This is a genomic window from Acinetobacter sp. NS-4 (genome assembly GCF_037402435.1).
In the GTDB taxonomy this organism is placed as follows: Bacteria; Pseudomonadota; Gammaproteobacteria; order Pseudomonadales; family Moraxellaceae; genus Acinetobacter.
This window is the reverse complement of sequence record NZ_JBBEUE010000005.1, coordinates 121990-146277: the sequence shown is the minus strand read 5'-3', so window position 1 is coordinate 146277 and position 24288 is coordinate 121990. Positions and strand designations below refer to the sequence as shown.

Genomic DNA, 24288 nt, shown 5'->3' with positions numbered 1-24288 from the left:
GATTAACGGAGTTTTCATGATCCATTTAACTGAAAATGCTGCAACTCATATCAGCAATTACCTAAAGAATCGCGGTAAGGGTGAAGGCATTCGCGTTGGGGTGAAAACTTCCGGCTGTTCTGGTTTGGCCTATGTACTCGAATTCGTCGATGAAGTCGATACACATGACCAGATGTTTGAGCAGTTTGGCGTTAAAGTTTTTGTTGACCCGAAAAGCCTGGTTTATCTTGAAGGTATGGAGATGGACTACGTGAAAAACGGTCTCAATGAAGGCTTCGAATTTAACAACCCGAATAAAAAAGGCGAATGTGGCTGTGGTGAATCTTTCACCGTTTAAACACCCAACCCCCTCTCTTTTGGTGATTAAAACAGTGTAAAATGCACTGTTTTAATTGCATTTAAGCAGTCAATTTTTGCATATCTATCGCGCGGATCCAATCTCCCATGAATCATTTTGAGTTGTTCAACCTCCCTGTAGCACTCGATATTGATTTGGCCGCTTTAAAAAATGAATTTTTAAAGTTGCAGCAACAATATCATCCAGATAAAGCCGAAGACAAAGATCAGGCGCTGATTAAATCGAGCGAGATCAATCAGGCATTCAAGGCTTTATCCAATGTTGATAGCCGCGCTGCTTATCTCTTGAGTCTGAAAAAACAAGATTATCATCTGGATCAATCAATTGGGGATTTCGAATTTTTACAGTCTGCACTGGAAATTCGTGAACAGCTGGATGAAGCTGCATCGGCTGAGGATCTGGTTTCCTTAAAGCACGAAGTTCAGCAATGGATTGACGGTTTAGTCCGTGAATTTAAAATTGACTATGAAGATGAAGACTGGGGCGAAGCTCGCGATACCGTGCGTAAATTGCGTTTCTTTGTCAAGGTATTGGCTGACATCGACAAAGCTGAAGATCGTTTCCTTGATGATGACAGCTTTGATTTAGATGATGATTTTTAATTCGTTTTGATTTTATTTTTTAATTTTTAGTTCTAAGGATGTAACACAATGGCTCTCTTGCAAATTGCAGAACCCGGTCAATCAAGTGCACCGCATGAACATCGCATCGCAATTGGTATTGACTTAGGTACAACGCATTCATTGGTTGCCACAGTACTTTCAGGTAAAGCCAAAGTACTCAACGACCAACAAGGTCGCGTGTTACTTCCCTCTATTGTGCACTATAGTCATAACAATACCCATTATGGCGATGAAGCCAAATCTTTTATTACTACAGATCCTAAAAACACCATTGTTTCGGTAAAGCGTTTTATGGGTCGCTCGGCTGCCGACATTAAATTCCAGCACCCCTACACACTCGTGGGTGAAGCAAATGAAATGCCCGCTTTTGAAACGGCTCAAGGTCGTAAAACCCCGGTAGAAATTTCAGCTGAAATTTTAAAACAGCTGAAAGACCGTGCAGAAAGCAGCTTAAATAATCCGGTCAATGGTGCTGTCATTACAGTACCGGCTTATTTTGATGAAGCACAACGTCAGGCAACCCGTGATGCGGCTCAACTGGCCGGTTTAAACGTTTTACGTTTGCTCAATGAGCCGACGGCTGCGGCTGTGGCTTATGGTTTAGATCAGGAAACCAATCTGGCACATAATCAAAACTATGTGATTTATGACCTAGGTGGCGGTACTTTCGACGTTTCTATTCTGCGTTTCTCGCAAGGCGTATTTGAGGTTCTGGCTACCGGTGGTCATACCGCACTAGGTGGTGATGACCTAGATCGTTTAATTGTGAAATGGGCTAAAAAACAGCTCAATGTTGAAACTTTAGATGATGCCGAATATGCGCATTTCATTGTTTCAGCACGTAAAGCCAAAGAAGCGCTGTCTGATGCTGAATCGGTTGAATTGAAAATTTTGGATCAAAGCTTAACGCTAGATCGTGCAACCTTTGAAGTGATCATCAAAGTTGCATTAGATAAAACTATCAGTGTCTGCAAACGCGTGATGCGTGATGCCAAACTTGAACTAGACGATATTAAAAATGTCGTTCTAGTCGGTGGTTCAACCCGTTCTTATGCCGTGCAAAAAGCCGTGCGTGATGTATTTAATCAAGAACCGCTTTGTACGATTAATCCAGATGAAGTAGTTGCAATTGGTGCATCAATTACAGCCAATCAACTGATTGGCAACTCCAAAGATGGTTCTTTATTATTGGACGTAACCCCTCTTTCGCTTGGTCTTGAAACCATGGGTGGTTTGGTGGAACGTTTAATTTCACGTAATACTGCCATTCCGGTAGCACGACGTCAGGAATTTACCACTTATCAAGATGGTCAAACTGCCATGCTGATTCACGTGGTACAAGGTGAACGTGACTTGGTAGAGCATTGCCGCAGCTTGGGCCGTTTTGTCTTGCATGGTATTCCACCGATGACTGCTGGTCAGGCACGTATTGAAGTCACCTTCCAGGTGGATGCCGATGGCTTGCTGACTGTTGCTGCCAAAGAAACCACTTCGGGTGTACATGCACAAATTGACATTAAGCCATCCTACGGTTTATCGGATGCCGATACAGAACGCTTACTGATTGATGGTTTCAAATACGCTGAAGAAGATAAAAATCTTCGTCATGTGCAAGAAACCAAGGTTGAAGCAAAACGTGAACTTGAAGCACTGGAACAAGCCCTAAAAGTGGATGCCCAACTGTTATCTGCAGATCAGCTGGCACAGTTACAACAAACCAAAGCTCAGCTTGAAGTTCAACTCGAAACTACAGATGTCAAAGCTATTGAACAGGCTGTAGAACAGCTTAAAATACACAGTGACGCTTTTGCAGCTGCACGCATGAATCAACATATTGATGCAGCATTGAAAGGCACTAAACTTGATGACTGGTCAAACTCGGACAAATAAATAGGAAAAAATTATGCCACGTATTAAAGTTCTTCCACATGCGCAAATTTGCCCTAATGGTGCTGAGTTTGAAGTTGAACAGGATGCCAACCTGTGCGAAAGCCTGCTAAAAAATGGCATCAAGATTGAACATGCATGTGATATGTCTTGTGCATGTACCACTTGTCATGTTGTTGTTCGTAAAGGATTTGACAGTCTGGAAGAAATGACGGATGTCGAAGCAGATTTACTTGATCGCGCCTGGGGCTTGGAGCCGGATTCCCGTCTTTCATGCCAAGTTAAAATTGTCGATGAAGACCTGGAAGTTGAAATTCCCAAATATACAATTAACCATGCTTCTGAAAATAATTAATTGATTTAGAGATGAAAAAACCACGCAATAGCGTGGTTTTTTATATTTAAGCTGAGGCTAAATAAATATTTCTAGTGATACTGCTGGTCTTTCCGATCTTCCACTACATCTTCCAGACTCAGCTTTACAATCCCTTCTGAATTGGTCATTTTTTGCTGTTTTTCAATGCGCTTAATCATTTTTTCCAATACCTGGATCAGCTCTGGATATTCATAATTTTGCACTTCATCCAGATTCAGCAATAAATGAAAGCCTTTATATTCATAATCAAACCAGCGCTGATAATCTGATTTACGCGAAGTATATTTTTCCATGACCTGCCAAGTCTTGACTGGACCTTGAATACCCTTAAGTCTGATTGGTGCTTTAGGCGCACATAAATAATCATTTTTGATTAAATTATAGGTTTCATCTGAAATCAAAATTTCATCTACCGCTGCCGCACTTTGTAATCGTGCTGCCAAATTGGCATCCCGGCCAACAATGGTATAAGCCATACGATGCGCCGCACCATAGTTACCCACGTGACAATATCCGGTACTGATCCCCATACGAATATGCAAGGCCGGATAACCCATTTTAATCCAGCGCTCTCTGAGCAGTTTCATTTGCTGACGCATGTCAATCGCCATGTCCAGACAAGTTTTTGCATCTTGTTCGGCACCTTGCGAGATTGGATCACCAAAGAAAATCAGAATGGCATCACCCATAAACTTGTCGACTGTCGCTTCATACTGCTTGGCAATTTCCGTCATATGACTGAGATAGTCATTCAGCAAGAATGCTAAATCATCAGGAATCAGCGTTTCTGAAAGTTCGGTAAAACCTTGAATATCTGAAAAGAAAATAGTCATTTTTTTTCGTTTATATTCAATTTTGGCTTCCGATTCCCCTTTCATAATCGACTGCCACAACTGCACAGGTGCATAGCGGCTAAGCTGGTTGGCAAACTCCATATAACGATTCATTTGATCATAATAATAGGATTTGCGATTACTGATATGTTGAATCTGGCTGCTTTGGTAAAAACTGCCAACACCGAAAAAAGTAATTAAACAAATAAAGCCAAGTACAGTTAATTCACCGGTGGTTTGTTCAAAATACTCACCAAAACCAAAAATCAGAATATTACACAGATAAAAATTTGCTATTCCGATTAAACTTGCCAATGAGACCACTAAAAAAGAAATCTTGTTAGTGATTGCCGTATATAAAATGACAAACAGTGAAATAAAAGTCAGAACCAGGTTTAAATGAATAGCAGATAAAATAACTGAAATAACAATAACATCAGTAATAAATAAGACACTGCGTTTTATATTGGAATTATAACGATACTGTAACCAGGTCGATAATTTCGGCGTGACCAGAAAAATAACCAACAGAAAAAAAGGAATATAAATCTGGTATTGAGTGTCAGATGCCGTGTAATGATAGACAATCATCAGCAAAGACAACATCATATATCCCATCAAACGATGAAAATATTCAAATTGTCTTTGTTCTTTTCTAATCCAGTCGTCTAATGACACTCAATTCCTCCTGATCCAAGCCTTTACACCATAAATTCCATACTATGGCTTTTTCGATGACCAGAAATTAATCCATGCGCCAATCAAATGGCATGTCACCCTGACCGCGTAATGCAAGCATCAAGGTTTGACGCATATGCGCAAGAACTTCATTGGTATAAGGAACTGCGGGTGTACCCCAAACTGGTTTTGGCCAAGCCACGTCATTTTGGTAGCGAACCACATGATGAAAATGCAATTGCGGAACCATGTTTCCTAGTGCCGCAACATTCATCTTGTCTGCGCGGAATACACGTGCAAGCTGACTGGATAACCAGCTAGATTCACGCAGGAATTGTTCCTGGTCGGCCTGACTTAATTCATATAATTCGCTTACACCAGGTACGCGTGGAATCAAGATGAGCCACGGAAATTGCATATCATTCATTAAACGACATGTTGACAGTGGAAAGTCGCCTACAAAAAAAGTATCTTGAGCAAGTTGTGGATGCAAACTAAACATATCTTTATAAATTATGCAAAATTAGAATGATGGCTAATACTATCACATACAATGGGACGTGAATATTCTATGCAATGGGTTTCATTACAAATAAACCACTATTTGCACTGAACATGCTAACACGCTTGAATTTAATAAATTTCTTTAAAAAATCAAGTGCTTCATGACTAGAATGATTCAAATCCGGGCAATTTTAAAAATGAGTGCATAATATTTATGCACCCTGCAGCAGATCAGCGAATTTCTTTTAATAAATTATCCAGTAAATCGACAATGAACTGGATACGTTTTTGATAATCTTCCAGCATCACCATCACTTTTAAACGTTGTCCGCCATCCATACGGAAAAAAGTCGGATGTTTTTGCATCATCTGAATAATGCTGATGGCCTGTACTGGCGTATCGGGTGAAAATTCAATATGACCACCATGCGAACTGATATCAACTTTGGTAATGCCCAGCTGCTCTGCCTTTAACCTAATTTGATGCACAGCAAATAACTGTTTCACTGGCTGAGGTGGCACACCAAACCGGTCGATCAGTTCCATGCGGATATTGTCGAGTTTTTCCTGAGTATCGGTATTACTGATACGTTTATAGAACAGTAAACGCTGATGCACATCTCCCAGATACTCATCTGGAATCAGCGCCGGCATATGCAGATTGATTTCCGCAATTAAGGACAATGGTGCATCGAAATTCGGAGTTTTGCCTTTTTGAATGGCTTTGGTCGCCTTTTCCAGCATTTCCATATACAGGCTATAACCAATCGCCTGCATGGAACCACTTTGCTGCTCGCCTAAAAGCTCACCCGCACCACGAATTTCCAGATCTTCCGTCGCCAGCATGAAACCGGCACCTAAATTCGATGCACGCTGAATCGCATCCAGACGTTTTTCTGCATCACCTTTTAAGCCTTTGAGTGAAGGCACTAACAGATAAGCATAAGCCTGATGATGAGAGCGTCCCACACGACCACGCAACTGGTGTAACTGTGCAAGGCCTAATTTGTCGGCACGTTCAATCAAGATGGTATTGGCATTGGGTACATCAATTCCGGTTTCAATAATGGTTGAACAGACCAGAACATTGTATTCCTTGTGATAGAACTGCTGCATCACCTGCTCCAGTTCACGTTCACGCATTTGTCCATGGGCAACCGCTACCCGCGCTTCAGGCACCAGCTCGCGAATATTTTCCGCCGCTCTTTCAATACTGTCGACTTCATTATGCAAGAAATAAACCTGCCCACCACGCAGCAATTCACGCAGAATTGCTTCTTTAATAGATTCATTGGTCTGTTCCTGCACAAAGGTTTTCACAGCCAAACGGCGTGCTGGCGGTGTGGCGATAATCGACAGATCACGCATCCCGCTAAAAGCCATATTTAAAGTACGCGGGATTGGCGTAGCCGTCAGGGTCAGCATATCGACATCTGCACGCATAGCTTTTATACGTTCTTTATCCCGTACGCCAAAACGATGCTCTTCATCGACAATCATCAAGCCTAGGTTTTTAAACTGGATACTTTCCTGCAAAATTTTATGCGTACCAATCACAATATCCACTTTACCTTCAGCCAGGTCTTCAATGGTTTTGCTATGTGATTTGCTTGAACCAAAGCGTGAAAGCACTTCAATACGAATCGGCCAGTCGGCAAAACGATCTCTAAAGGATTCATAGTGCTGCTGTGCCAGCAAAGTCGTCGGAACCAGAACCGCCACCTGCTTGTTGTTTTGTACCGCTAAAAATGCAGCTCGCATCGCTACTTCGGTCTTACCAAAGCCTACATCGCCACATACCAAACGATCCATCGGTTTGGCCAGCTGCATATCGTGCAGCGTTGCTTCAATCGCATTGGCCTGATCCAGAGTTTCCTCATAGGCAAAACCACTGGAAAATTGCATATAAGGACTTTGCTCCAGCTCAAAACTAAAGCCAGGTTTGGCATGACGGCGTGCCTGAATATGCAACAGTTCAGCGGCAACATCATGAATCTGTTCCAGCGCTTTACGTTTTGCCTTGTTCCAGGCATCGGTACCCAGTTTATGCAAAGGCGCTAAATCCGGATCACCGCCACTATAACGGCTGATTAAATGCAGATTGGTGACCGGCACATACACCTTGGCCGCATCAGCATAATCAAGCTGTAAAAACTCATGCTCCTGATCATCAATGCTTAAAGTGACCAAGCCTGCATAACGTCCCACACCATAATCAATATGCACCACCGGTGCACCGATACTCAGTTCTGTTAAACTGCGAATCAGGAATTCTTCAGATACTTCTTGTTGACGCTTACGGCGGCGCTGTACCACACGATGTTCATAAAGCTGGTTTTCCGAGATGACGGTGAGCTGATTCGGAATGACCAGACCACGATCCAGTGGTGCACTGGTAATGGCTATTGCATGTAAAGAGCTTCTAAATTGCGCGTAGTTTTCAACATTGGGAATGTCCCCCAGCGCTGGACGCAAGGCATCTTTGAGCGTTTCACGACGGCCTGCACTTTCAGCCACCAACAGTACCGGATGATTGGCCACATCAATATACTTTTTAACCGCTGAAAATGGTTTTTCCTGTTTTGGGTCCACCGGTAAACGCGGAGGAGTTTCCGTGTTGAAATTAATCACACCGGTTTTTTCGACAAATTCTTCAGCTGAGGCGATGATTCTGGCGAACTGGTTCAGCTGCTCTAAAACCTGATTCGGCTGCAGGAAAATATCTTCTGGCGGCAAGATAGGATGATCGACATTATGACGGCGATCTTCATAACGGCGAACCACATCCTTCCAAAAACTGGTTAAACCTTCATCCAGATGCTTATCTGTAATGACAATGCCATTCTTGGGTAAGTATGCCATCAGCGTACTTTGCGTATCCATGGCCTGCTTACTAAAGAATAAAGGGAAATAGAACTCTAGACCCGGCGATGCAATGCCTTCTAAAACATCTTGATAGATTGGATTTTTCTTCGGATTTGCCTGAGGAAAACTTTCTGCATAACGATCACGGAACGTTGCGCGTCCTTCTTTAAGGGGAAATTCCTTGGCGGGTAAAACCGAAAACTGTTGCAGCGTTTGAGTGGTTCTTTGCGTTTCAGGATCAAAAAACTTTAAGCTTTCAATTTCATCATCAAACAGATCAATACGAATTGGTGCACTTTGACCGGATGCATAAATATCCATGATGCTGCCGCGCACAGCGAATTCACCATGGTCATATACACTATCGACCAGATGATAACCTGCCTGGATTAAACGCAATTTTTGTTGTTCCAGTTCAAATTTTTGCCCGACTTTAATATCAAAATGTTCGCCCAATATCCATGAGGTCGGTGCAACACGCTGTGCCAGAGTCGATGCAGAAAGCAGCAATACGCCCTGCTGTGGCATATTTGACAAAATGGAAAGGCGTTCTGACACAATATCCTGATGTGGAGATAAACGGTCATAAGGCAAAATTTCCCAATCCGGGAAAATGGTCGGTTTTATGCCATAAAATTCCAGTTCACTTTCCAACTGTCCCAAATGCTGATTATTTCTGGCAACAATAATGAATAATTGCTTGCTTTGCGTGGCAATTTTTTTGAACAATAACGCGGCAGATGAGCCTTGTAAATTACCGACCCAGCGTTTTTCGCCTGCTTTTAATTGTGGCAGATTCAGTTGAGAAATTTCTTGTTGGAACATGTATATAGCTTTTGGTCTAAATGACATGAGCTGTATCTTAACATGGGTTTTTTCTTGGTTGAGTTATTTTTATATGCAGCTCATGCTGGCATCCAAATCCTTTTGGATGCCGAATGTACAAGCATCTATCGCATTATTTTTCGCGCAGAAAATTACGATAGTAATCATTCAGCTTTTTGATGATTTGTTTCAACTGCAACAGGTTTTCTTCGTTATTGCCTAATCGGGCTACAAAGCGCTGATTAGCGATTTCCAGATCAATTTTTTCATTGATGAGAATAGCGGTAAAATACAAGGCTTTTAAATCGTCAAAGTTATTTAGTTTGCGATTAGAGAAATAAGCCAAGCGTTCTGACAATTGATTGACCACTATTCCATCAACAATATAGCCCTGCTCCTGATCGAACTGGATATTGTTTTCTTGGAGAAACAATTGTTCAGGAGAAGGGTTTGAACTTTTAAACAGTCCTGAACCTGTAAATAGTCCGGCAAGTTTATTTAGCATGGGCATGGTACATAGAAAAAATTCCAACCATTTTAACCCTGAGCTGCACCATCTTCACCCCTATTTTTCATTAAAGAGTAGCGATTTAACTGCTACTCCTTTAAAGGAATAGATAATAGAAGCTACATCTTCTGTATTAACTCACCTGTGACAATAGTTCATGTGGTGTTGTCACTTCTGAAACCAGATTACTGAAAGCAAAGATTTCATCTAACTGCTCTTGAGTTAGCAATGCCTGCTCTAAAACCACCTGTTGAATGGTTTTATTTTCCACAATACATTGCTTGCCAATTTCATCGCATTTGGCATGCCCTAAAATTGGATCGAGTAAAGTCACAATGCCCACGCTACGCATCACGGCGTCATGGCACGCCTGCTCATTGGCTTGGATGCCTTTTATACATTTAGTATCCAAACTTTTAATGGCTCGGGTCAGTAATTCAATCGATTCATTAATTGAAACAGCAATCACCGGTTCCATGACATTAAGCTGTAATTGGCCTGCTTCAGCAGCCATGGTCACGGTTAAATCATTGCCAATCACTTTATAGGCGATCTGATTCACCACTTCAGGAATCACCGGATTAATTTTGGCTGGCATAATGGATGAGCCGGCTTGCAATTCAGGTAACCGAATTTCCGCCAAACCGGTACGCGGCCCCGAGCTTAGTAAACGTAAGTCATTACATATTTTTGAAAGTTTCACTGCCAGACGTTTCAGCGCACTGGATAAAATAATAAATACACCGCAATCGCTGGTGGCTTCAACATAGTCTTCCGCCCCCATTAAATTCAGCCCGGTAATTTTATTTAAAGATTGAATCGCTTCATGCGCATAACCTTTAGGGGTATTCACTCCTGTTCCAATAGCTGTAGCCCCCAGATTCACTTCCAGTAAAAGCTCACGGGTACGCTGAATTAAACGGATATCTTCTTTTAACAAAGTTGCAAAAGCCCGGAACTCTTGCCCCAACGTCATGGGAACTGCATCTTGTAATTGGGTACGTCCCATTTTTAAAACAAACTGAAACTCAACAACCTTGATATGCAGCGTATCAATCAATTTTTGCATCTGAAGCAATAAATCATCCAGACTATAATAGGTCGCCAAGCGTAACGCGGTTGGATATACGTCATTGGTGGATTGGGATTTATTGACATGATCATTGGGATGAATATGTTCATATTGCCCCTTATGAAAACCTAAATGCTCTAAGGCAATATTGGCCAATACCTCATTGGTATTCATATTAATAGATGTTCCAGCTCCGCCCTGATACACATCTAATGGAAAAGCCTCACTCCATTTTTCTGGAAATTCGATGAGTTCATTACATGCCAGCTGAATCACCTGACTGACTTGTTCCGAAATTTTGCTAAATTTTAAATTGGTTTGTGCCGAAGCTTTTTTAACCTGCGCCAAAGCCCGAATAAAATGCGGCTGGCTTCCAACTTTCTGATTAGAAATCTGGAAATTCTCCAGAGCCCTTACCGTATGAATGCCATAATAACACTCGGCGGGAACTTCTTTTGCTCCCAATAAATCACGCTCTATTCTTGTATTGTCGGGTTGAACTGTTGTCACTTTAAATATACTCACATGTATGCACTAGAATTGTGCAATTGAAAAAATATTAAGGCTTTACACTATTTTAAATATTGTAAAAAGATATTTATTTGGCAATGCTCTTTAACTAAATACATGGACTCTGTAGCGAATGTAAGCATTTGTAACTATCTTACCTCTTCCAATTTTCATCCTTAAAAAAATCAGGCGCAAAAATTTTTGAGCGTTATTTCTAATTCACAGTAGACAATTATTCGCACAAGATGAATGACATTAAGTTACACACTTATAAGTTATTTATTTTATTAAATTTTTATCAATTGTATCTGAAAATACATTCCGCTACATAACACGTGATTAAATCCCTTAGAAATGTTACAGAAGGTAATTTCAATTTTATGGTTGAATCAGCGCCTGACTGAACCTGCACAAAAATTCATCTTGGAAAGATGTTATTCATAAGGACATAAGGATGCGCCCATGAGTCAACTTAACCCCACCCTCATCACATTTATTTTTTATATTATTGCCATGGTTGGTATAGGACTGTATGCCTATAAAGCCACCTCCGACTTTTCAGATTACATTCTCGGAGGACGCAGTCTGGGCAGCGTGGTCACCGCCCTTTCTGCCGGAGCTTCCGATATGAGCGGCTGGCTGCTGATGGGCTTGCCTGGAGCGATTTATCTTTCGGGCTTATCTGAAGCCTGGATTGCCATTGGGCTGATTATTGGCGCATGGCTGAATTGGCTGCTGGTTGCAGGTCGCTTAAGGGTGCATACCGAAGTTCAGAATAATGCTTTAACCTTGCCGGATTATTTCACCAGTCGTTTTGCTGATCGCAAACGTGTACTACGAATTATTTCGGCTTTGGTTATTCTGGTGTTTTTCTCGATTTATGGTGCGTCCGGCATGGTGGCAGGTGCTCGATTATTCGAAAGTATTTTTGGCATGTCTTATACTACTGCCCTTTGGATCAGTGCCATTGCAACAATTAGTTATGTCTGTATCGGTGGCTTTCTGGCGATTAGCTGGACAGATACTTTCCAGGCAGGACTGATGATTTTTGCGCTGCTGCTTACACCCATTATGGCTTATCTGGCACTGGGTGATCACAGTCAGCAGTTTGCAAGCATGATTGAAACGGCTCGTCCGCATGCCAGCAATATGCTTTCAGGTTTAAGTACAGTCGCCATCCTATCTTCCCTTGCATGGGGCTTAGGCTATTTTGGTCAGCCACATATTCTGGTGCGTTTTATGGCGGCCGATTCTGTAAAGACCATTCCTGCTGCACGTCGTATTGGCATGAGCTGGATGATTTTGTGTTTAGGCGGTGCCATGGGTGCAGGTTATATCGGTATCGCCTACTTTCAGCAACATCCTGAATTATCTGCTGTAGTTTCGCAAAATCCTGAAACTATATTTATGGAACTGACCAAAATTTTGTTTAATCCCTGGATTGCAGGCGTGATTTTGGCGGCAATTTTGGCTGCGGTAATGAGTACCCTGAGCTGTCAGCTTTTGGTCTGCTCAAGCACCCTGACGGAAGATTTGTATAAAGCGTTCTTGCGCAAAAATGCTTCGCAAAAGGAATTGGTTTGGGTTGGACGCTTGATGGTACTGGCGATTGCAGTACTTGCCATTATTCTGGCAAGCAACCCGAACAGTAAAGTGCTCGGTCTGGTGGCTTATGCATGGGCAGGATTTGGTGCTGCATTTGGCCCACTCATTATCCTGTCTTTATTCTGGAAACGCATGACCTTAAACGGCGCAATCACGGGCATTATTGTCGGTGCTGTGACGGTTATTTTATGGAAGAACACTATGGCCAGTACGGGACTGTATGAAATTATTCCCGGTTTCATTCTGTCCTTTGTGGGGATTGTGGTAGTGAGCTTATTAGAAAAAGTGCCTTCACCAGAAGTCATTCAGCGTTTTGAGCAGGCAGATGAATTGTACAAGAAAGAAATGGCAGAGTTGCAAAATGGAATACCGGCTCAACCTGAAAATTCACTATAAATTTCAGATGAGTTGTATCAAAATTTGAATGCGATATAAGGGGCTTATGCCCCACTGCTGTCCTATAGTTAAAGTCCATCTATTAGATTCGCGAGTGTGGCAGGGATGCCACACATTCCCCATCATGACAGGATGTCGTGTATGGGGAATAAAGACTTTTGCCTACTTTTGGTCTGTCAAAAGTAGGATTTAGCCTACACAAAACCATTTAAACCTTTAAAGAAAAGACAAGGCTGTGAAAAATATAAATATCAGATATTTAAAGATAACAAATCATCATGCTGGTTCAGTATTAACATCAAATTTAAATTATGGGACAGCAGTAGCTTATGCCCTTTGTTTTATTTTTGCCCTTTATTTTTAAGATGAATTTTCGAACTTTCTTTAATCACTTCCATTACCGGATAACTGCGTGTTTCTTTGATCCCAGGCAATTGCCAGAGCACCTGTCCTGAAATTCTGCGGAACTCTTCCATATTGGCACAGCGAATTTTCACCACAAAATCGAAACCACCACTGATCATGTGACATTCCACAATTTCAGGATATTGCATGATCGCATCGGAAAATGCTTCCAAAACATTGGGAGTGGTTTTGTCCAGTAAAATCTCGACAAAGACCACGAAACTGGCATTCAGCATGTCAGGATTTAGCTTGGCTTCATAGCCCAAAATATAGCCATCCTTGGTCAGTTTCTGCACCCGTGCCAAAGCTGCAGTCGGGGACAAATTCACCGCTTCAGCCAGTTTTATATTTGAAATTCGTCCATCATTTTGCAGAATATCTAAAATTTTGATATCTGTTCTGTCCAAGGTAAAAATCGGGCTCGTCATCTGAATTATTCTCTAAAATGAATAAAAATTATAGTGAGTTATTTGGCATCCTTTCTGTAATCATAAATTATATAAGGTATTTCACTCAACAAAAATATTGGCAGTCACAGGACGTTGGCATGAATATGATGGATACAGAAACCCGCCTCAATCCGGCAAAACCTCACTTTGAATATATTACTGAATTCAAAGAAAAGAATGATTATGAAGTTGAGGTAAATACTGCCTGGCGCCGTGCTGAACCCGAGTGTGTTGAAAACCTGCTTGAACATAGCCAGATTTCTGAACAGCTGAATCAGCGTATTTATGACCTGGCGTTCAACCTTGCCCACACCCTGCGTGAACGTAAAAGCTCGAATGGTAAAGCTGGAATTGTGCAAGGTTTATTGCAAGAATTTTCCTTGTCTTCGCAAGAAGGTATTGCGCTGATGTGTCTGGCGGAAGCCTTGCTGCGGATTCCGGACAGCGCGACACGTGACTTGCTGATTCGCGACAAAATTAATCAGGGCAACTGGAAAGAACACCTTGGGCAAAGTAGCTTGATGTTTGTCAATGCCGCTGCCTGGGGCCTCATGCTGACTGGTAAACTGATGGAAACCCCGAAACAAAAGAGTTTGTCCAGCATACTCACTGGTCTTTTAGCACGTAGTGGTCGCGGGATTATCCGTAAAGCTGTCGATGTCGCCATGCGGATGATGGGCGAACAGTTTGTCACCGGTGAAACCATTCAGGAAGCGCTAGAACATGCAGAACCTTTAGAAGATAAAGGCTTCCGTTACTCTTACGACATGCTCGGTGAAGCCGCGCTGACCGAACATGATGCTGAACGTTATTTCCAGGATTATAGCAATGCCATCCATGCCATTGGTCAGGCTTCCAAAGACAAAGATGTTTATGATGGCCCAGGCATTTCCATCAAGCTTTCCGCCCTGCATCCACGTTATCAGCGTGCGCAGATTGACCGTGTGCATGAAGAACTCTATCCAAAAGTGCTGCAATTGGCGGAACTGGCGAAGCGCTACAATATTGGTTTAAACATTGATGCCGAAGAATCTGAGCGTCTGGAAATTTCCCTAGAATTATTAGAGCGTCTGTGTTTTGAGCCTAGTCTTGCTGACTGGAAAGGCATTGGCTTTGTGATTCAGGCCTATCAAAAACGCTGTTTCTACGTGGTCGACTATGTGGTGGATCTGGCCAAGCGCAGTCACAAACGCTTGATGATCCGTCTGGTCAAAGGGGCTTACTGGGATAGCGAAATCAAGAAAGCTCAGATTGATGGCATGACCGACTATCCGGTATTTACCCGTAAAGTGCATACTGACCTTTCTTATATCGCATGCGCCAAAAAACTTTTGGCTGCGCCAGAACAGATTTATCCGCAGTTCGCGACACATAATGCCCAGACTTTGGCAACCATTTACCATCTGGCCAATCCGGACCAATATTATAACGGTCAATATGAATTCCAGTGTCTGCATGGCATGGGCGAACCGCTGTATGAACAGGTGGTGGGCAATAAAACAGATAACAAACTGGGTGTGCCGTGCCGTATCTATGCCCCTGTAGGGAATCATGAAACCTTACTGGCTTATCTGGTAAGACGTTTACTGGAAAATGGCGCCAATACCTCTTTCGTGAATCGTATTGCAGATAAAAGCCTAAAAATTGAAGATCTGATTGAAAATCCGCATGCAGAGATTTTGAAAAATGCAGCCCATAAATCACAGGTGGGTCAAAAGCACCCTGCTATTCCCTTAGCACCTGATTTATACGGTGATATCCGTCCAAACTCAGCGGGTCTGGATTTAGCCAATGATCATGACCTGACCGACCTCAACCAGACTGCACACAACCTGAGTCAGCATCAATGGCAGACGGAGGCCTTGGGAAAAAGCCTCGGTCTTGAAGATGGCTCAACTGATGCAAGTTCACAGTCACTTCTTATTGTAAATCCTGCTGATCATCTAGATGTCGTAGGTCAGGTACAGGAAGCAAGCGTTGATCAGGTCAATCAGGCCCTGGATAATGCCGTGAATGCACAAGCTGAATGGAGCAATACTCCTAAAGACACACGTGCCGCTTGCTTACAGCGTGCAGCGGATATCATGCAATCACATTTGCAAGAATTGATGATTTTACTCTGTCGTGAAAGTGGCAAAACCTATGCCAATGCCATTGCCGAAGTTCGCGAAGCAATCGATTTCCTGCGTTATTACGCCACGCAAATGATAGATCTGGATGATGACGCCGTGATTCAACCCTTGGGCACGGTGCTATGTATTAGTCCATGGAATTTCCCTTTGGCGATTTTTACCGGACAAATTTCTGCGGCGTTGGTGGCAGGCAATACCGTGATTGCCAAACCTGCTGAGCAGACGCCACTGATTGCCGCACAAGCAATCCAGATTTTGTGGGAAGCTGGTATTCCTCAGGACGTGTTACAACTACTGCCGGGTCAAGGTGAAACAGTCGGTGCGCAGTTAAGTTCTGATGCGCGTATTCAGGGGATCATGTTTACCGGTTCAACTGATGTGGCTAAAATTTTGCAAAAGACCCTTGCGCAAAGACTGAGCACTTCGGGTCAGCCTATTCCACTGATTGCGGAAACGGGTGGTCAAAATGCCATGATTGTCGACTCATCCGCATTGACTGAACAAGTAATTCTGGATGTGGTGAGTTCGGCTTATGATAGCGCCGGGCAACGTTGCTCTGCCTTACGTGTACTCTGTGTACAGGAAGATAATGCAGATAGTGTCATCAATATGCTGAAAGGCGCGATGCAGCAACTGCGCGTAGGCAATCCGTTGCTGTTAACAACCGATATCGGCCCGGTGATCGATCTTGAAGCACAAAGCAATATTCAGAAACATATTGATCAAATGCGGATTAAAGGTCATGCCGTACATCAGCTGATGTTGAATCCTGGACAGGATCAAAGCCTGGCACAAGGGACTTTCATTCCGCCTACCCTGATTGAATTGCCGAATCTGGACGATTTGCAGCGTGAAGTATTTGGTCCAATTTTACATCTCATCCGCTACAAATACGGTCAACTGGAACAGCTGCTTGAACAGGTCAATGCCAAAGGTTATGGCCTGACCATGGGACTACATACCCGTATTGATGAAACCATTCAGACCGTGATTGCACATGCAGAAGTCGGCAATTTATACATCAACCGCAATATTGTCGGTGCGGTGGTCGGTGTTCAGCCTTTTGGCGGTGAAGGCTTGTCCGGTACAGGTCCTAAAGCCGGCGGCCCAATTTATCTGTATCGTTTGATGCAGCACTGCTCTGTGAAAAAATTGGCTCAACCATTTGCGACTCAGACACAGGTTACACAGCCAGCACATCAGCCTTTATATGAAGTGTTTTATCAATGGGCAGAACTGACCTTCCCGCAATATCAGTTGACACCGTGCCCTGCATTCTGTTCTGGCCATCATTATGAATTGCAAGGCCCGACCGGTGAAAGCAATCAATATGTGGTGTTGCCAAGAAAACGCGTGCTGTCTCTGGCAGAGCAGGAACAGGATCAGATTCAGCAATTGGCGGCAATTTTTGCGGTTGGCAGTCAACCAGTGGTGCTGGCTGAAAATACTTTTGTGCTCAAATATCTTTCTAAAATGCCGAAAGAAATTGCGCAGCGTTTTGCCGTGATCCAGAACATCGAAACAGATGATTTTGATGCCGTGCTGCATCATGGAAGCAAAGCCCAATTGCAACGCTTACAGACTCAAATTGCTGACCGTTCAGGTGCGATTATCGGCATCACCCATTTAAAACCGCTTGATCACGATATTCCTTTAGAGCGCTTAGTAATTGAACGCGCGATCAGTATCAATACCGCAGCCGCAGGAGGTAATGCCAGCCTGATGACCTTAAATTAAAAGCTCAACTTCAACTTAAATTTAAATAGCTTTATCGCTGGACAACTATCCAGCTGTCGTTTCCTCTTTGCCAAGTCAACTTCTCCCTGGTCTGGTTGACTTGGTTTCTTTTTGTATTTAATCCCCAAATTCAGGGACGCTTTATTGAATTGATGGGGCAAGCCTTAAATGGCTATAAATAAGTAATCTGAAGATCGACCTGAAATTTCAGCACAAACAATATTTCTGCCGCTGAATGGGCAATAAGTTTAGTCATCTGATTCAAACTTTGTTACCATCCCTGTTTTCAATGTGTTTGTGATTTTTACTGCATATGACTTCAGCTTATCAGTTACAACTTGATGCCAAGATTGCACGTATTTCTGCTCAATTTGCCGAATTTAATCCTCCTTCTTTAGAAGTATTTCAGTCCCCTGAACAAAACTTCCGTATGCGTGCAGAATTCCGTATTTGGCATACTGAAGATGACATGTTCTATGCGATGTTTGAACGCAGTGAAGATAACCAGAAACAGGTGATTCGCATTGACGAATTCCCGATTGCAGATAAAAGCATTAATCAATTGATGCCGATTTTACTGCAAGAACTCAAAAGCAATCCGGTATTGTCTAAACGATTATTTGAAGTTCATTTTCTGGCGACTTTAAAAGGCGAAATGCTGGTGTCAATGATTTATCGTTGCCCGCTGGATGCCGAATGGGAAACATTGGCCAAACAACTGGCTGAAAAACTGAATATCAAATTGATTGGTCGTAGCCGCGGTCAAAAACTGGTATTAAGTGATGAGTTTGTGGTTGAAGAATTGCAAGTATTCGATCGTACTTATCAATACAAGCAAATCGAAAGCAGCTTTACCCAGCCGAATGCACAAGTCTGCCAGAAGATGCTGGAATGGGCATGCAATGCAGCTGAACAGTCCGATAAAGACTTGCTCGAATTGTACTGTGGCAATGGTAACTTTACCTTGCCTTTATCAACAAAATTCAATCGCGTACTGGCAACCGAATTGGCTAAATCATCGGTCTATGCGGCGCAGTGGAATATTGAACAGAACCAGATTGACAATATTCAGGTGGCACGTTTATCAGCTGAAGAATTTACCGAGGCCTATAATGGGGAACGTGAATTCCGTCGCTTGCAGGAAGCAGAAATCGACATCACCAGTTATGACTTTGATACGGTATTTGTCGATCCGCCACGTGCAGGTATTGATGATGAAACTTTGAAACTGATTCAACGCTTTGAACGTATCATTTATATTTCCTGTAATCCTGATACCTTGCACGACAACCTGAAAACCTTGTCAACGACACATAAAATCACCAGATTTGCGATGTTTGACCAGTTCCCCTACACTCATCATGTCGAATCGGGTGTACTCTTGGAAAAGATTTAAACAATTTATTTCATTGTAAAGTCTGGATGTGTTTTTACCTCAATGAAGCTCAACTGAGCTTCATTTTTATTTCATTGAAAATGAATCATTTATAAATAATTCTGAATAGTAAATCTCATAATATCGTTAAAGTGTTCAATTACTATCGGAAAATTGAAGGTTCAATTGCTCCTTTTATGGCTTTGGTAGACTTGTATTCCTCAAAAAACTGGATATATTTCGATCTATGTTAGGTTGTGTATGAAGGCTCTATGAGTTTTTGGCAAAAGCTGTTTTCTGCTAATCAACAGCAAAACGAACACAAGAATCAAATCACTTGTGTCGAAAATGATTGCTCTTGTAAATCGAATGAACAATTGATCCAGGCTTTAGCTCAAGCGACAGATGAAAAAGTCATCATTGGAATTAGAAAGGTTTTAGCTTCACGAGGTTATAGCCGTAAAGAGTTAAATGAATTACAGCATCTACCACTTCAATAGTAGAGTCTAAACCCTCTAAATAAAGGCATTTAGTTAACTAAATGCCTTTTTTATTTGTCCATAAAAACAGTTTATTTCCAGATATTTCTAGAATTTAATACTTCGAAACATAGTTTTCGCAATTCATCCAGAATTTGCTATTCCGCACATTTTAAAAGTGCTCTACTAAACGTATAAACACAAATAGATAAGTAAGTAAGTAAGTAAGTAAGTAAGTAAGTAAGTAAGTAAGTAAGTAAGTAAAAATAAAAGATAAAAAACAACAAAAGCAAAAAATAACAATAAGCCTAAAAAGGAAAATATATGCAACCGTATTATCCTAGACTGGCAATATTATGCAGCCTAATCTCCAGCCATAGTCTGGCGGCAGCCATGGACCAATCAGGACAGTCTGTGCTGCCTTTTCTTGAGACCGGCCATTATTTTGAAGCCACGATTACTGCTGCCGATCCTGAAGTGTCGGGTCATACCCTCGGTTCACGCCCAGACCTGGTTAATTCTGACAGTACTGATTATACAACCGATAATATTGCCCAGAATTTTCAGTACCATAGTGCCGCGCTGAAACTGCAATTCGTTCCAAATTTCTCTTTTGGTATTCTTTATGATCAGCCATTTGGCTCGGATTTACACTATCCATTAAAAGACAATGGCAGTTTTTCCGATACCGCACTGAGCCAGCAAGGTACCCAAGTCAATGTCGACAGCCAGAATCTGAGTTTTATTTTAGGTTATCAACCTTTCAAGAATATTAATCTGTATGCGGGTCCTGCCTATCAAACCGTAAAAGGTCATGTTGCACTACGTGGACTAGTATATGCTGAATTTAATGGTTATAACGCCAAATTTAAACAAGACGCTGCGCTCGGCTGGAAAGCCGGTTTTGCCTATCAGGTTCCCGAACTAGCCTTAAAAGCCGCATTGACCTATCACTCTAGAATTAATCACAAAATCAATGTGGAAGAAAACGTTTTGGGCACTCCATTACTTCTGATAGATAATGCTAAAACCAAAATTTCTACCCCACAATCGGTCAATCTGGATTTTCAGACCGGTATCATGAGCGGAACTTTACTGTACTCGAACATTCGATGGGTCAACTGGAAAGATTTTGTGATACGTCCTACCCAGTTCGGCGCATTATCGGCACTTTCCACCACCACACTCAGCAATGGCAGTTATAGCGAAGGCTTTAATCTGGATGATTATCACAAGAACCAATGGAGTGTAACCCTAGGCATTGCAAGACAACTGAGCACGAAATGGTCCGCTGCATTTGATCTTGGCTGGGATTCAGGCACAGGCAATCCCGCATCGATTTTGAATCCTACTAAAGGCTACAGCAGTACTGGTCTGGGATTACAGTTTAATCCTGAATCCAACTATTTTATTTCAGGCGGCATCAAATACTACTGGCTTGGTGATGCAACTGCACAAGATGGCACTTATTATCTTCCCCTTCGCAGGGTATCTGAAACTTCACAGGCAGGTGAATTTAACAACAACCATGCGATAGGCTATGGTTTAAAAATTGGCTACAGGTTTTAATGGCTGGCGAACTTCATTATTAAGTAGAACAGTTCTGTTGATCGATATAGGCCACCATCGGTCCCAGATTAAACAATGAATCTGAACGTTTTAACTGCGGAATATAGGCACTGGAGATTGAACCGTCCAGATACAAGGCATGTTGCACTTTAAGTTGTTGTTGAAAAAACTGTGCAAATTGATAAAAACTGACTGCATTTCGACTGATGACAAAATATAAGCTTTGATCTTTAATCCCGACGGCGTTCCTAATCTTAAAGGAATCTGAATCTTTAAAAAAGTGGGGATTAATCTGCCCGTCAATCACCAGCATAGGTCCAGATTGCGTCGCGTATTCGGCATTAAAATTGAGCTTTTGATAATCTTCGGTCTTTGCGATCAGGCTGTAATACCGATTCCAGGCCAATACACCATTGGGTTGCAGATGAAAATTGCCATATGCCTGCTTTACCATGTTGAGTTTTTGCTGTTGCCGAGCTGCTTCAATATATAAGCCTACCGCAGAATAGTCTGCATGATACATCCCGGCATTCATGGCAAATAACAGCTTTTCACACGGCTTTAATTGCTTTGCAACAGCCTTGAATTTACGCAGTGGTTGATGTGTTTGGCGATCATTTAAAAATAAATGCAAGTTTTGTGGCTGATCTATTTTTACAATATCGACATCGAGCACATCATTCTGAAAATGGCTGCTCTCAATCTGTGCATAGCAGATTGAGTTAAAGCTGAACACAGCAACAACTACACATTTAAAAAATACGCTGCTCTTCATACCTTCTCCCCATCACTACACGACTTCCAACATTTTATACTGCGCTATCGTTTTAATATAAAAGACCATCGGTTGAGTGAAATAGTCGATTCTTTTATAAAGAAGCAGTAAACTATGTCAATAAAATATATTTGTAACTTTATTGGTTAAACGTCTACATGCAACAGCAGAAAATACGATTTCCTTTAGGGACACATCTTATTGTTAAACACTTTGGATATTCTCATCACGGCATCTATGCAGGTCGTGGTCGGGTCATCCATTATTCAGGTTTTGCCCATTTATTCAAGAAACGTCCCATTGAGATCACCTCACTGGAAAAGTTCAGCTTTGGTAAAACCATCATCGTCCAGCACTATAGCAATCCCAAATTTAGAGGTCGCAAGGTAGTACGGCGTATGCGTTCGCGCATGAAAGAAAACCAGTATCATCTGATTATTAACAATTGCGAACATTTATGTACCTGGGCAATTACCGGCATCGAAAGTAGTCCACAGGTCATTCACATGATGAACCGCTTAACCACCATTGGTTATGTCAGTTCTCTCATGAGCTTTATGAACAGCATGTTACTGACCCTCACCACCACGTGTTTTGCTTTAGTGCTCTACATCAAGAAAAAGTTACGGGATAAAGCGAAAAAACGAATTCCACATTATTTATTGTTAAAACAACAAAATCCCAGAAAGCAATAATAGATTTGCTTTCACGCTCAATCTGCACAATTTAATTTTTATTTTCGCCCCTTTGAAAAATGACGAATATTTGCAAATTTTTAGCTCTCATTTAAACAAAAGGCGGGAACTTATCATTAACCAGATTTAACTGTGCCCCATATTCCAGATACGCTTTACAGCCATCCAGCACAGTGGTGAACCCTGCTGTTTGCTCAATCGCGAAAGCAACTAAGGCGGAACCGTCCAAAGAAATATCATAATTGCGAATGCGCAGATAAGTTTCTTGTTCAGTTATTTTCTCAAAAATAAAGTCTACCGTGCTTTTGGGTTCTCCCCAGAGAATTTGAATCAGTTCATTATTAATCAACTGTTCTATATACACACTGGTGGTTACTTCATACTTTTCCCAATACCAGTCTACCGTTCTGTTTTCAATCAAGTGGCCGGTAGATGAAGTAAACCAAAACTTGCTGGTGATTTCAGGCTCAATAAAGGCATTAAAGACCTCCTCAACCGGTTTTCGAATTAACATCTGGGTTTCTATGACTACGCTCATTGAGGTCTTCCTTTTTATTTTTCTTAGTGATAGCACACATCTGAAATTAATGGCTATCACTGAATTGTTAAAGACTTGAACGGCGCCGTGTAGAGGCAAAAATTATTTTTTTAAACTTAACTTAAATTACCTTTATAGCTTGAAAGTACTGGTGGAATTTCAGCCCCTAATGAACTTAACATTTCCCGTTCAATATTTCGCACAATCGAATTGAGTGGTAAATCATTTTCCTGAAGTCCAAATGGTTCTTCCAACTCTGCGCTGAGCGCATCCAAACCTAAAAATAAATACGCAATTAATGCCACAATTACAGGTGTCCAAATACCGAAACTCGCTTCAATACTGAACGGCAAAATTAAACAGAATGAATAAACTGCCCGATGTAATAAGACTGAATAAGAAAATGGCAATGGCGTAGTCATAATACGATCACAGCCTGCATGAATATCGCCCATGGCAACCGTATGTCGAGTCAACGTGCTATAGATAATGTCGCTGATTTGACCTTGTTTATAAAACAGTACCAAATCTTTTTGTATGATCTCAAGTAAATACTGCGGCGCATTGATATGTTCAGCACATTGCTGCCATTGCATATCGTTTAAATTGACATAATTTCGGAAATGTTGAATATCTTGCGCTTGATGACGTAATCGGTCGCGTAGTAGATAGCAAAATAACATAACCCGATACATCAAAATCTGACGTTGAGAATCTTCCAGCACATGACTATCACGAATAATATGCCTCGTATTGGCAATCAGTGTGCCCCAAAGTTTGCGCCCTTCCCACCAGCGATCATAACAGGCCGTATTCCTAAAACTTAAGAAGATCGAAAGAATCACACCGAAGATGGTAAAGCCAATCGCAGGAACTTCTGGCATAGTCAGGAAATGTGCTGCACTTAAATAAACCAACAGTGCCGATAAACTGACTACAACCGCTAGAGCTGGCATCACTTTAGGTAAAATTGTGCCATGCCATGCGAATAACAGCATAAAGCTATTATTTTTATCTCGAATAATCACAAATTTCCCCTCATGAAACCTAGTCGCTTCAATGTTTATAAAATAGCTGTCATGAAAAAGCCCAAC

19 protein-coding genes are annotated in these 24288 nt (G+C 41.9%); 10 read left to right on the top strand and 9 right to left on the bottom strand.

All coding sequences use genetic code 11. From position 1 onward, the window contains the following. The first annotated feature begins 16 nt into the window (after positions 1-16). From iscA to fdx, 4 genes are all read left to right on the top strand, one after another. A complete protein-coding gene (gene iscA / locus WAE57_RS05955; protein WP_086196349.1) occupies positions 17-337 on the top strand; it encodes an iron-sulfur cluster assembly protein IscA in 321 nt (106 codons plus the stop codon). A gap of 107 nt (positions 338-444) precedes the next feature. Next, entirely contained in the window at positions 445-960 is a 516-nt protein-coding gene (gene hscB / locus WAE57_RS05950) for a Fe-S protein assembly co-chaperone HscB (protein ID WP_086174264.1), read from the top strand. 48 nt (positions 961-1008) lie between these two features. Beyond that, positions 1009-2871 (top strand): Fe-S protein assembly chaperone HscA, encoded by a 1863-nt coding sequence (hscA, locus tag WAE57_RS05945; RefSeq protein WP_337709120.1) that lies wholly within the window; start codon positions 1009-1011, stop codon positions 2869-2871. Positions 2872-2884: 13 nt separating this feature from the next. Next, positions 2885-3223 carry an ISC system 2Fe-2S type ferredoxin gene (gene fdx / locus WAE57_RS05940; protein WP_237786440.1) on the top strand — a complete coding sequence of 113 codons (339 nt, stop codon included), beginning with the start codon at positions 2885-2887 and terminating at the stop codon, positions 3221-3223. Positions 3224-3294: 71 nt separating this feature from the next. Here fdx and WAE57_RS05935 read toward each other — a convergent pair whose 3' ends face one another. The 5 genes from WAE57_RS05935 to aspA form a co-directional block, all read right to left on the bottom strand. After that, on the bottom strand, positions 3295-4755 hold the full coding sequence (locus tag WAE57_RS05935; protein ID WP_337709116.1) for an adenylate/guanylate cyclase domain-containing protein: 1461 nt from the start codon (positions 4753-4755) through the stop codon (positions 3295-3297). A gap of 67 nt (positions 4756-4822) precedes the next feature. Further along, positions 4823-5257, bottom strand: a complete 435-nt coding sequence (locus tag WAE57_RS05930; protein ID WP_086174268.1) for an HIT family protein — start codon at positions 5255-5257, stop codon at positions 4823-4825. A gap of 233 nt (positions 5258-5490) precedes the next feature. Beyond that, positions 5491-8949: a transcription-repair coupling factor gene (gene mfd, locus WAE57_RS05925; RefSeq protein ID WP_337709113.1), complete on the bottom strand. Its 3459-nt coding sequence runs from the start codon at positions 8947-8949 to the stop codon at positions 5491-5493. Positions 8950-9082: 133 nt separating this feature from the next. After that, positions 9083-9454 (bottom strand): hypothetical protein, encoded by a 372-nt coding sequence (locus WAE57_RS05920; RefSeq protein ID WP_337709111.1) that lies wholly within the window; start codon positions 9452-9454, stop codon positions 9083-9085. Between the two features lie 136 nt (positions 9455-9590). Further along, positions 9591-11039: an aspartate ammonia-lyase gene (gene aspA / locus WAE57_RS05915; RefSeq protein WP_337709109.1), complete on the bottom strand. Its 1449-nt coding sequence runs from the start codon at positions 11037-11039 to the stop codon at positions 9591-9593. Positions 11040-11501: 462 nt separating this feature from the next. Here aspA and putP point away from each other — a divergent pair, with 462 nt between their 5' ends. Next, on the top strand, positions 11502-13040 hold the full coding sequence (gene putP / locus WAE57_RS05910) for a sodium/proline symporter PutP (protein ID WP_337709107.1): 1539 nt from the start codon (positions 11502-11504) through the stop codon (positions 13038-13040). A gap of 341 nt (positions 13041-13381) precedes the next feature. Here the strand turns inward: putP and WAE57_RS05905 are convergent, their stop codons facing one another. Continuing rightward, complete coding sequence (locus WAE57_RS05905; RefSeq protein WP_337709105.1) at positions 13382-13873, bottom strand: Lrp/AsnC ligand binding domain-containing protein; 492 nt, start codon at positions 13871-13873, stop codon at positions 13382-13384. A gap of 119 nt (positions 13874-13992) precedes the next feature. Between WAE57_RS05905 and putA the strand changes: the two genes are divergently transcribed. The 4 genes from putA (at position 13993) to WAE57_RS05885 (ending at position 21186) form a co-directional block, all read left to right on the top strand. Next, positions 13993-17763: a trifunctional transcriptional regulator/proline dehydrogenase/L-glutamate gamma-semialdehyde dehydrogenase gene (gene putA / locus WAE57_RS05900; RefSeq protein WP_337709103.1), complete on the top strand. Its 3771-nt coding sequence runs from the start codon at positions 13993-13995 to the stop codon at positions 17761-17763. Between the two features lie 313 nt (positions 17764-18076). Beyond that, positions 18077-19159, top strand: coding sequence for a tRNA (uridine(54)-C5)-methyltransferase TrmA (gene trmA / locus WAE57_RS05895; protein ID WP_337709100.1), 1083 nt, complete (start codon positions 18077-18079; stop codon positions 19157-19159). Between the two features lie 251 nt (positions 19160-19410). Next, complete coding sequence (locus tag WAE57_RS05890; protein ID WP_301434638.1) at positions 19411-19638, top strand: hypothetical protein; 228 nt, start codon at positions 19411-19413, stop codon at positions 19636-19638. A 303-nt stretch (positions 19639-19941) separates the two neighbouring features. Next, on the top strand, positions 19942-21186 hold the full coding sequence (locus WAE57_RS05885; RefSeq protein WP_337709095.1) for a transporter: 1245 nt from the start codon (positions 19942-19944) through the stop codon (positions 21184-21186). A 19-nt stretch (positions 21187-21205) separates the two neighbouring features. On the opposite strand, the gene WAE57_RS05880 is transcribed toward WAE57_RS05885, so the two are convergent. Continuing rightward, positions 21206-21961, bottom strand: coding sequence for a phosphodiester glycosidase family protein (locus WAE57_RS05880; protein ID WP_337709093.1), 756 nt, complete (start codon positions 21959-21961; stop codon positions 21206-21208). A 158-nt stretch (positions 21962-22119) separates the two neighbouring features. Here WAE57_RS05880 and WAE57_RS05875 point away from each other — a divergent pair, with 158 nt between their 5' ends. Continuing rightward, entirely contained in the window at positions 22120-22656 is a 537-nt protein-coding gene (locus tag WAE57_RS05875) for a lecithin retinol acyltransferase family protein (RefSeq protein WP_337709091.1), read from the top strand. Between the two features lie 91 nt (positions 22657-22747). Here WAE57_RS05875 and WAE57_RS05870 read toward each other — a convergent pair whose 3' ends face one another. Both WAE57_RS05870 and WAE57_RS05865 read right to left on the bottom strand, forming a co-directional pair. Then, positions 22748-23194, bottom strand: coding sequence for an SRPBCC domain-containing protein (locus WAE57_RS05870; RefSeq protein WP_337709089.1), 447 nt, complete (start codon positions 23192-23194; stop codon positions 22748-22750). A gap of 116 nt (positions 23195-23310) precedes the next feature. Continuing rightward, a complete protein-coding gene (locus WAE57_RS05865) occupies positions 23311-24222 on the bottom strand; it encodes a bestrophin family protein (RefSeq protein WP_337709087.1) in 912 nt (303 codons plus the stop codon). Positions 24223-24288: the final 66 nt, after the last annotated feature.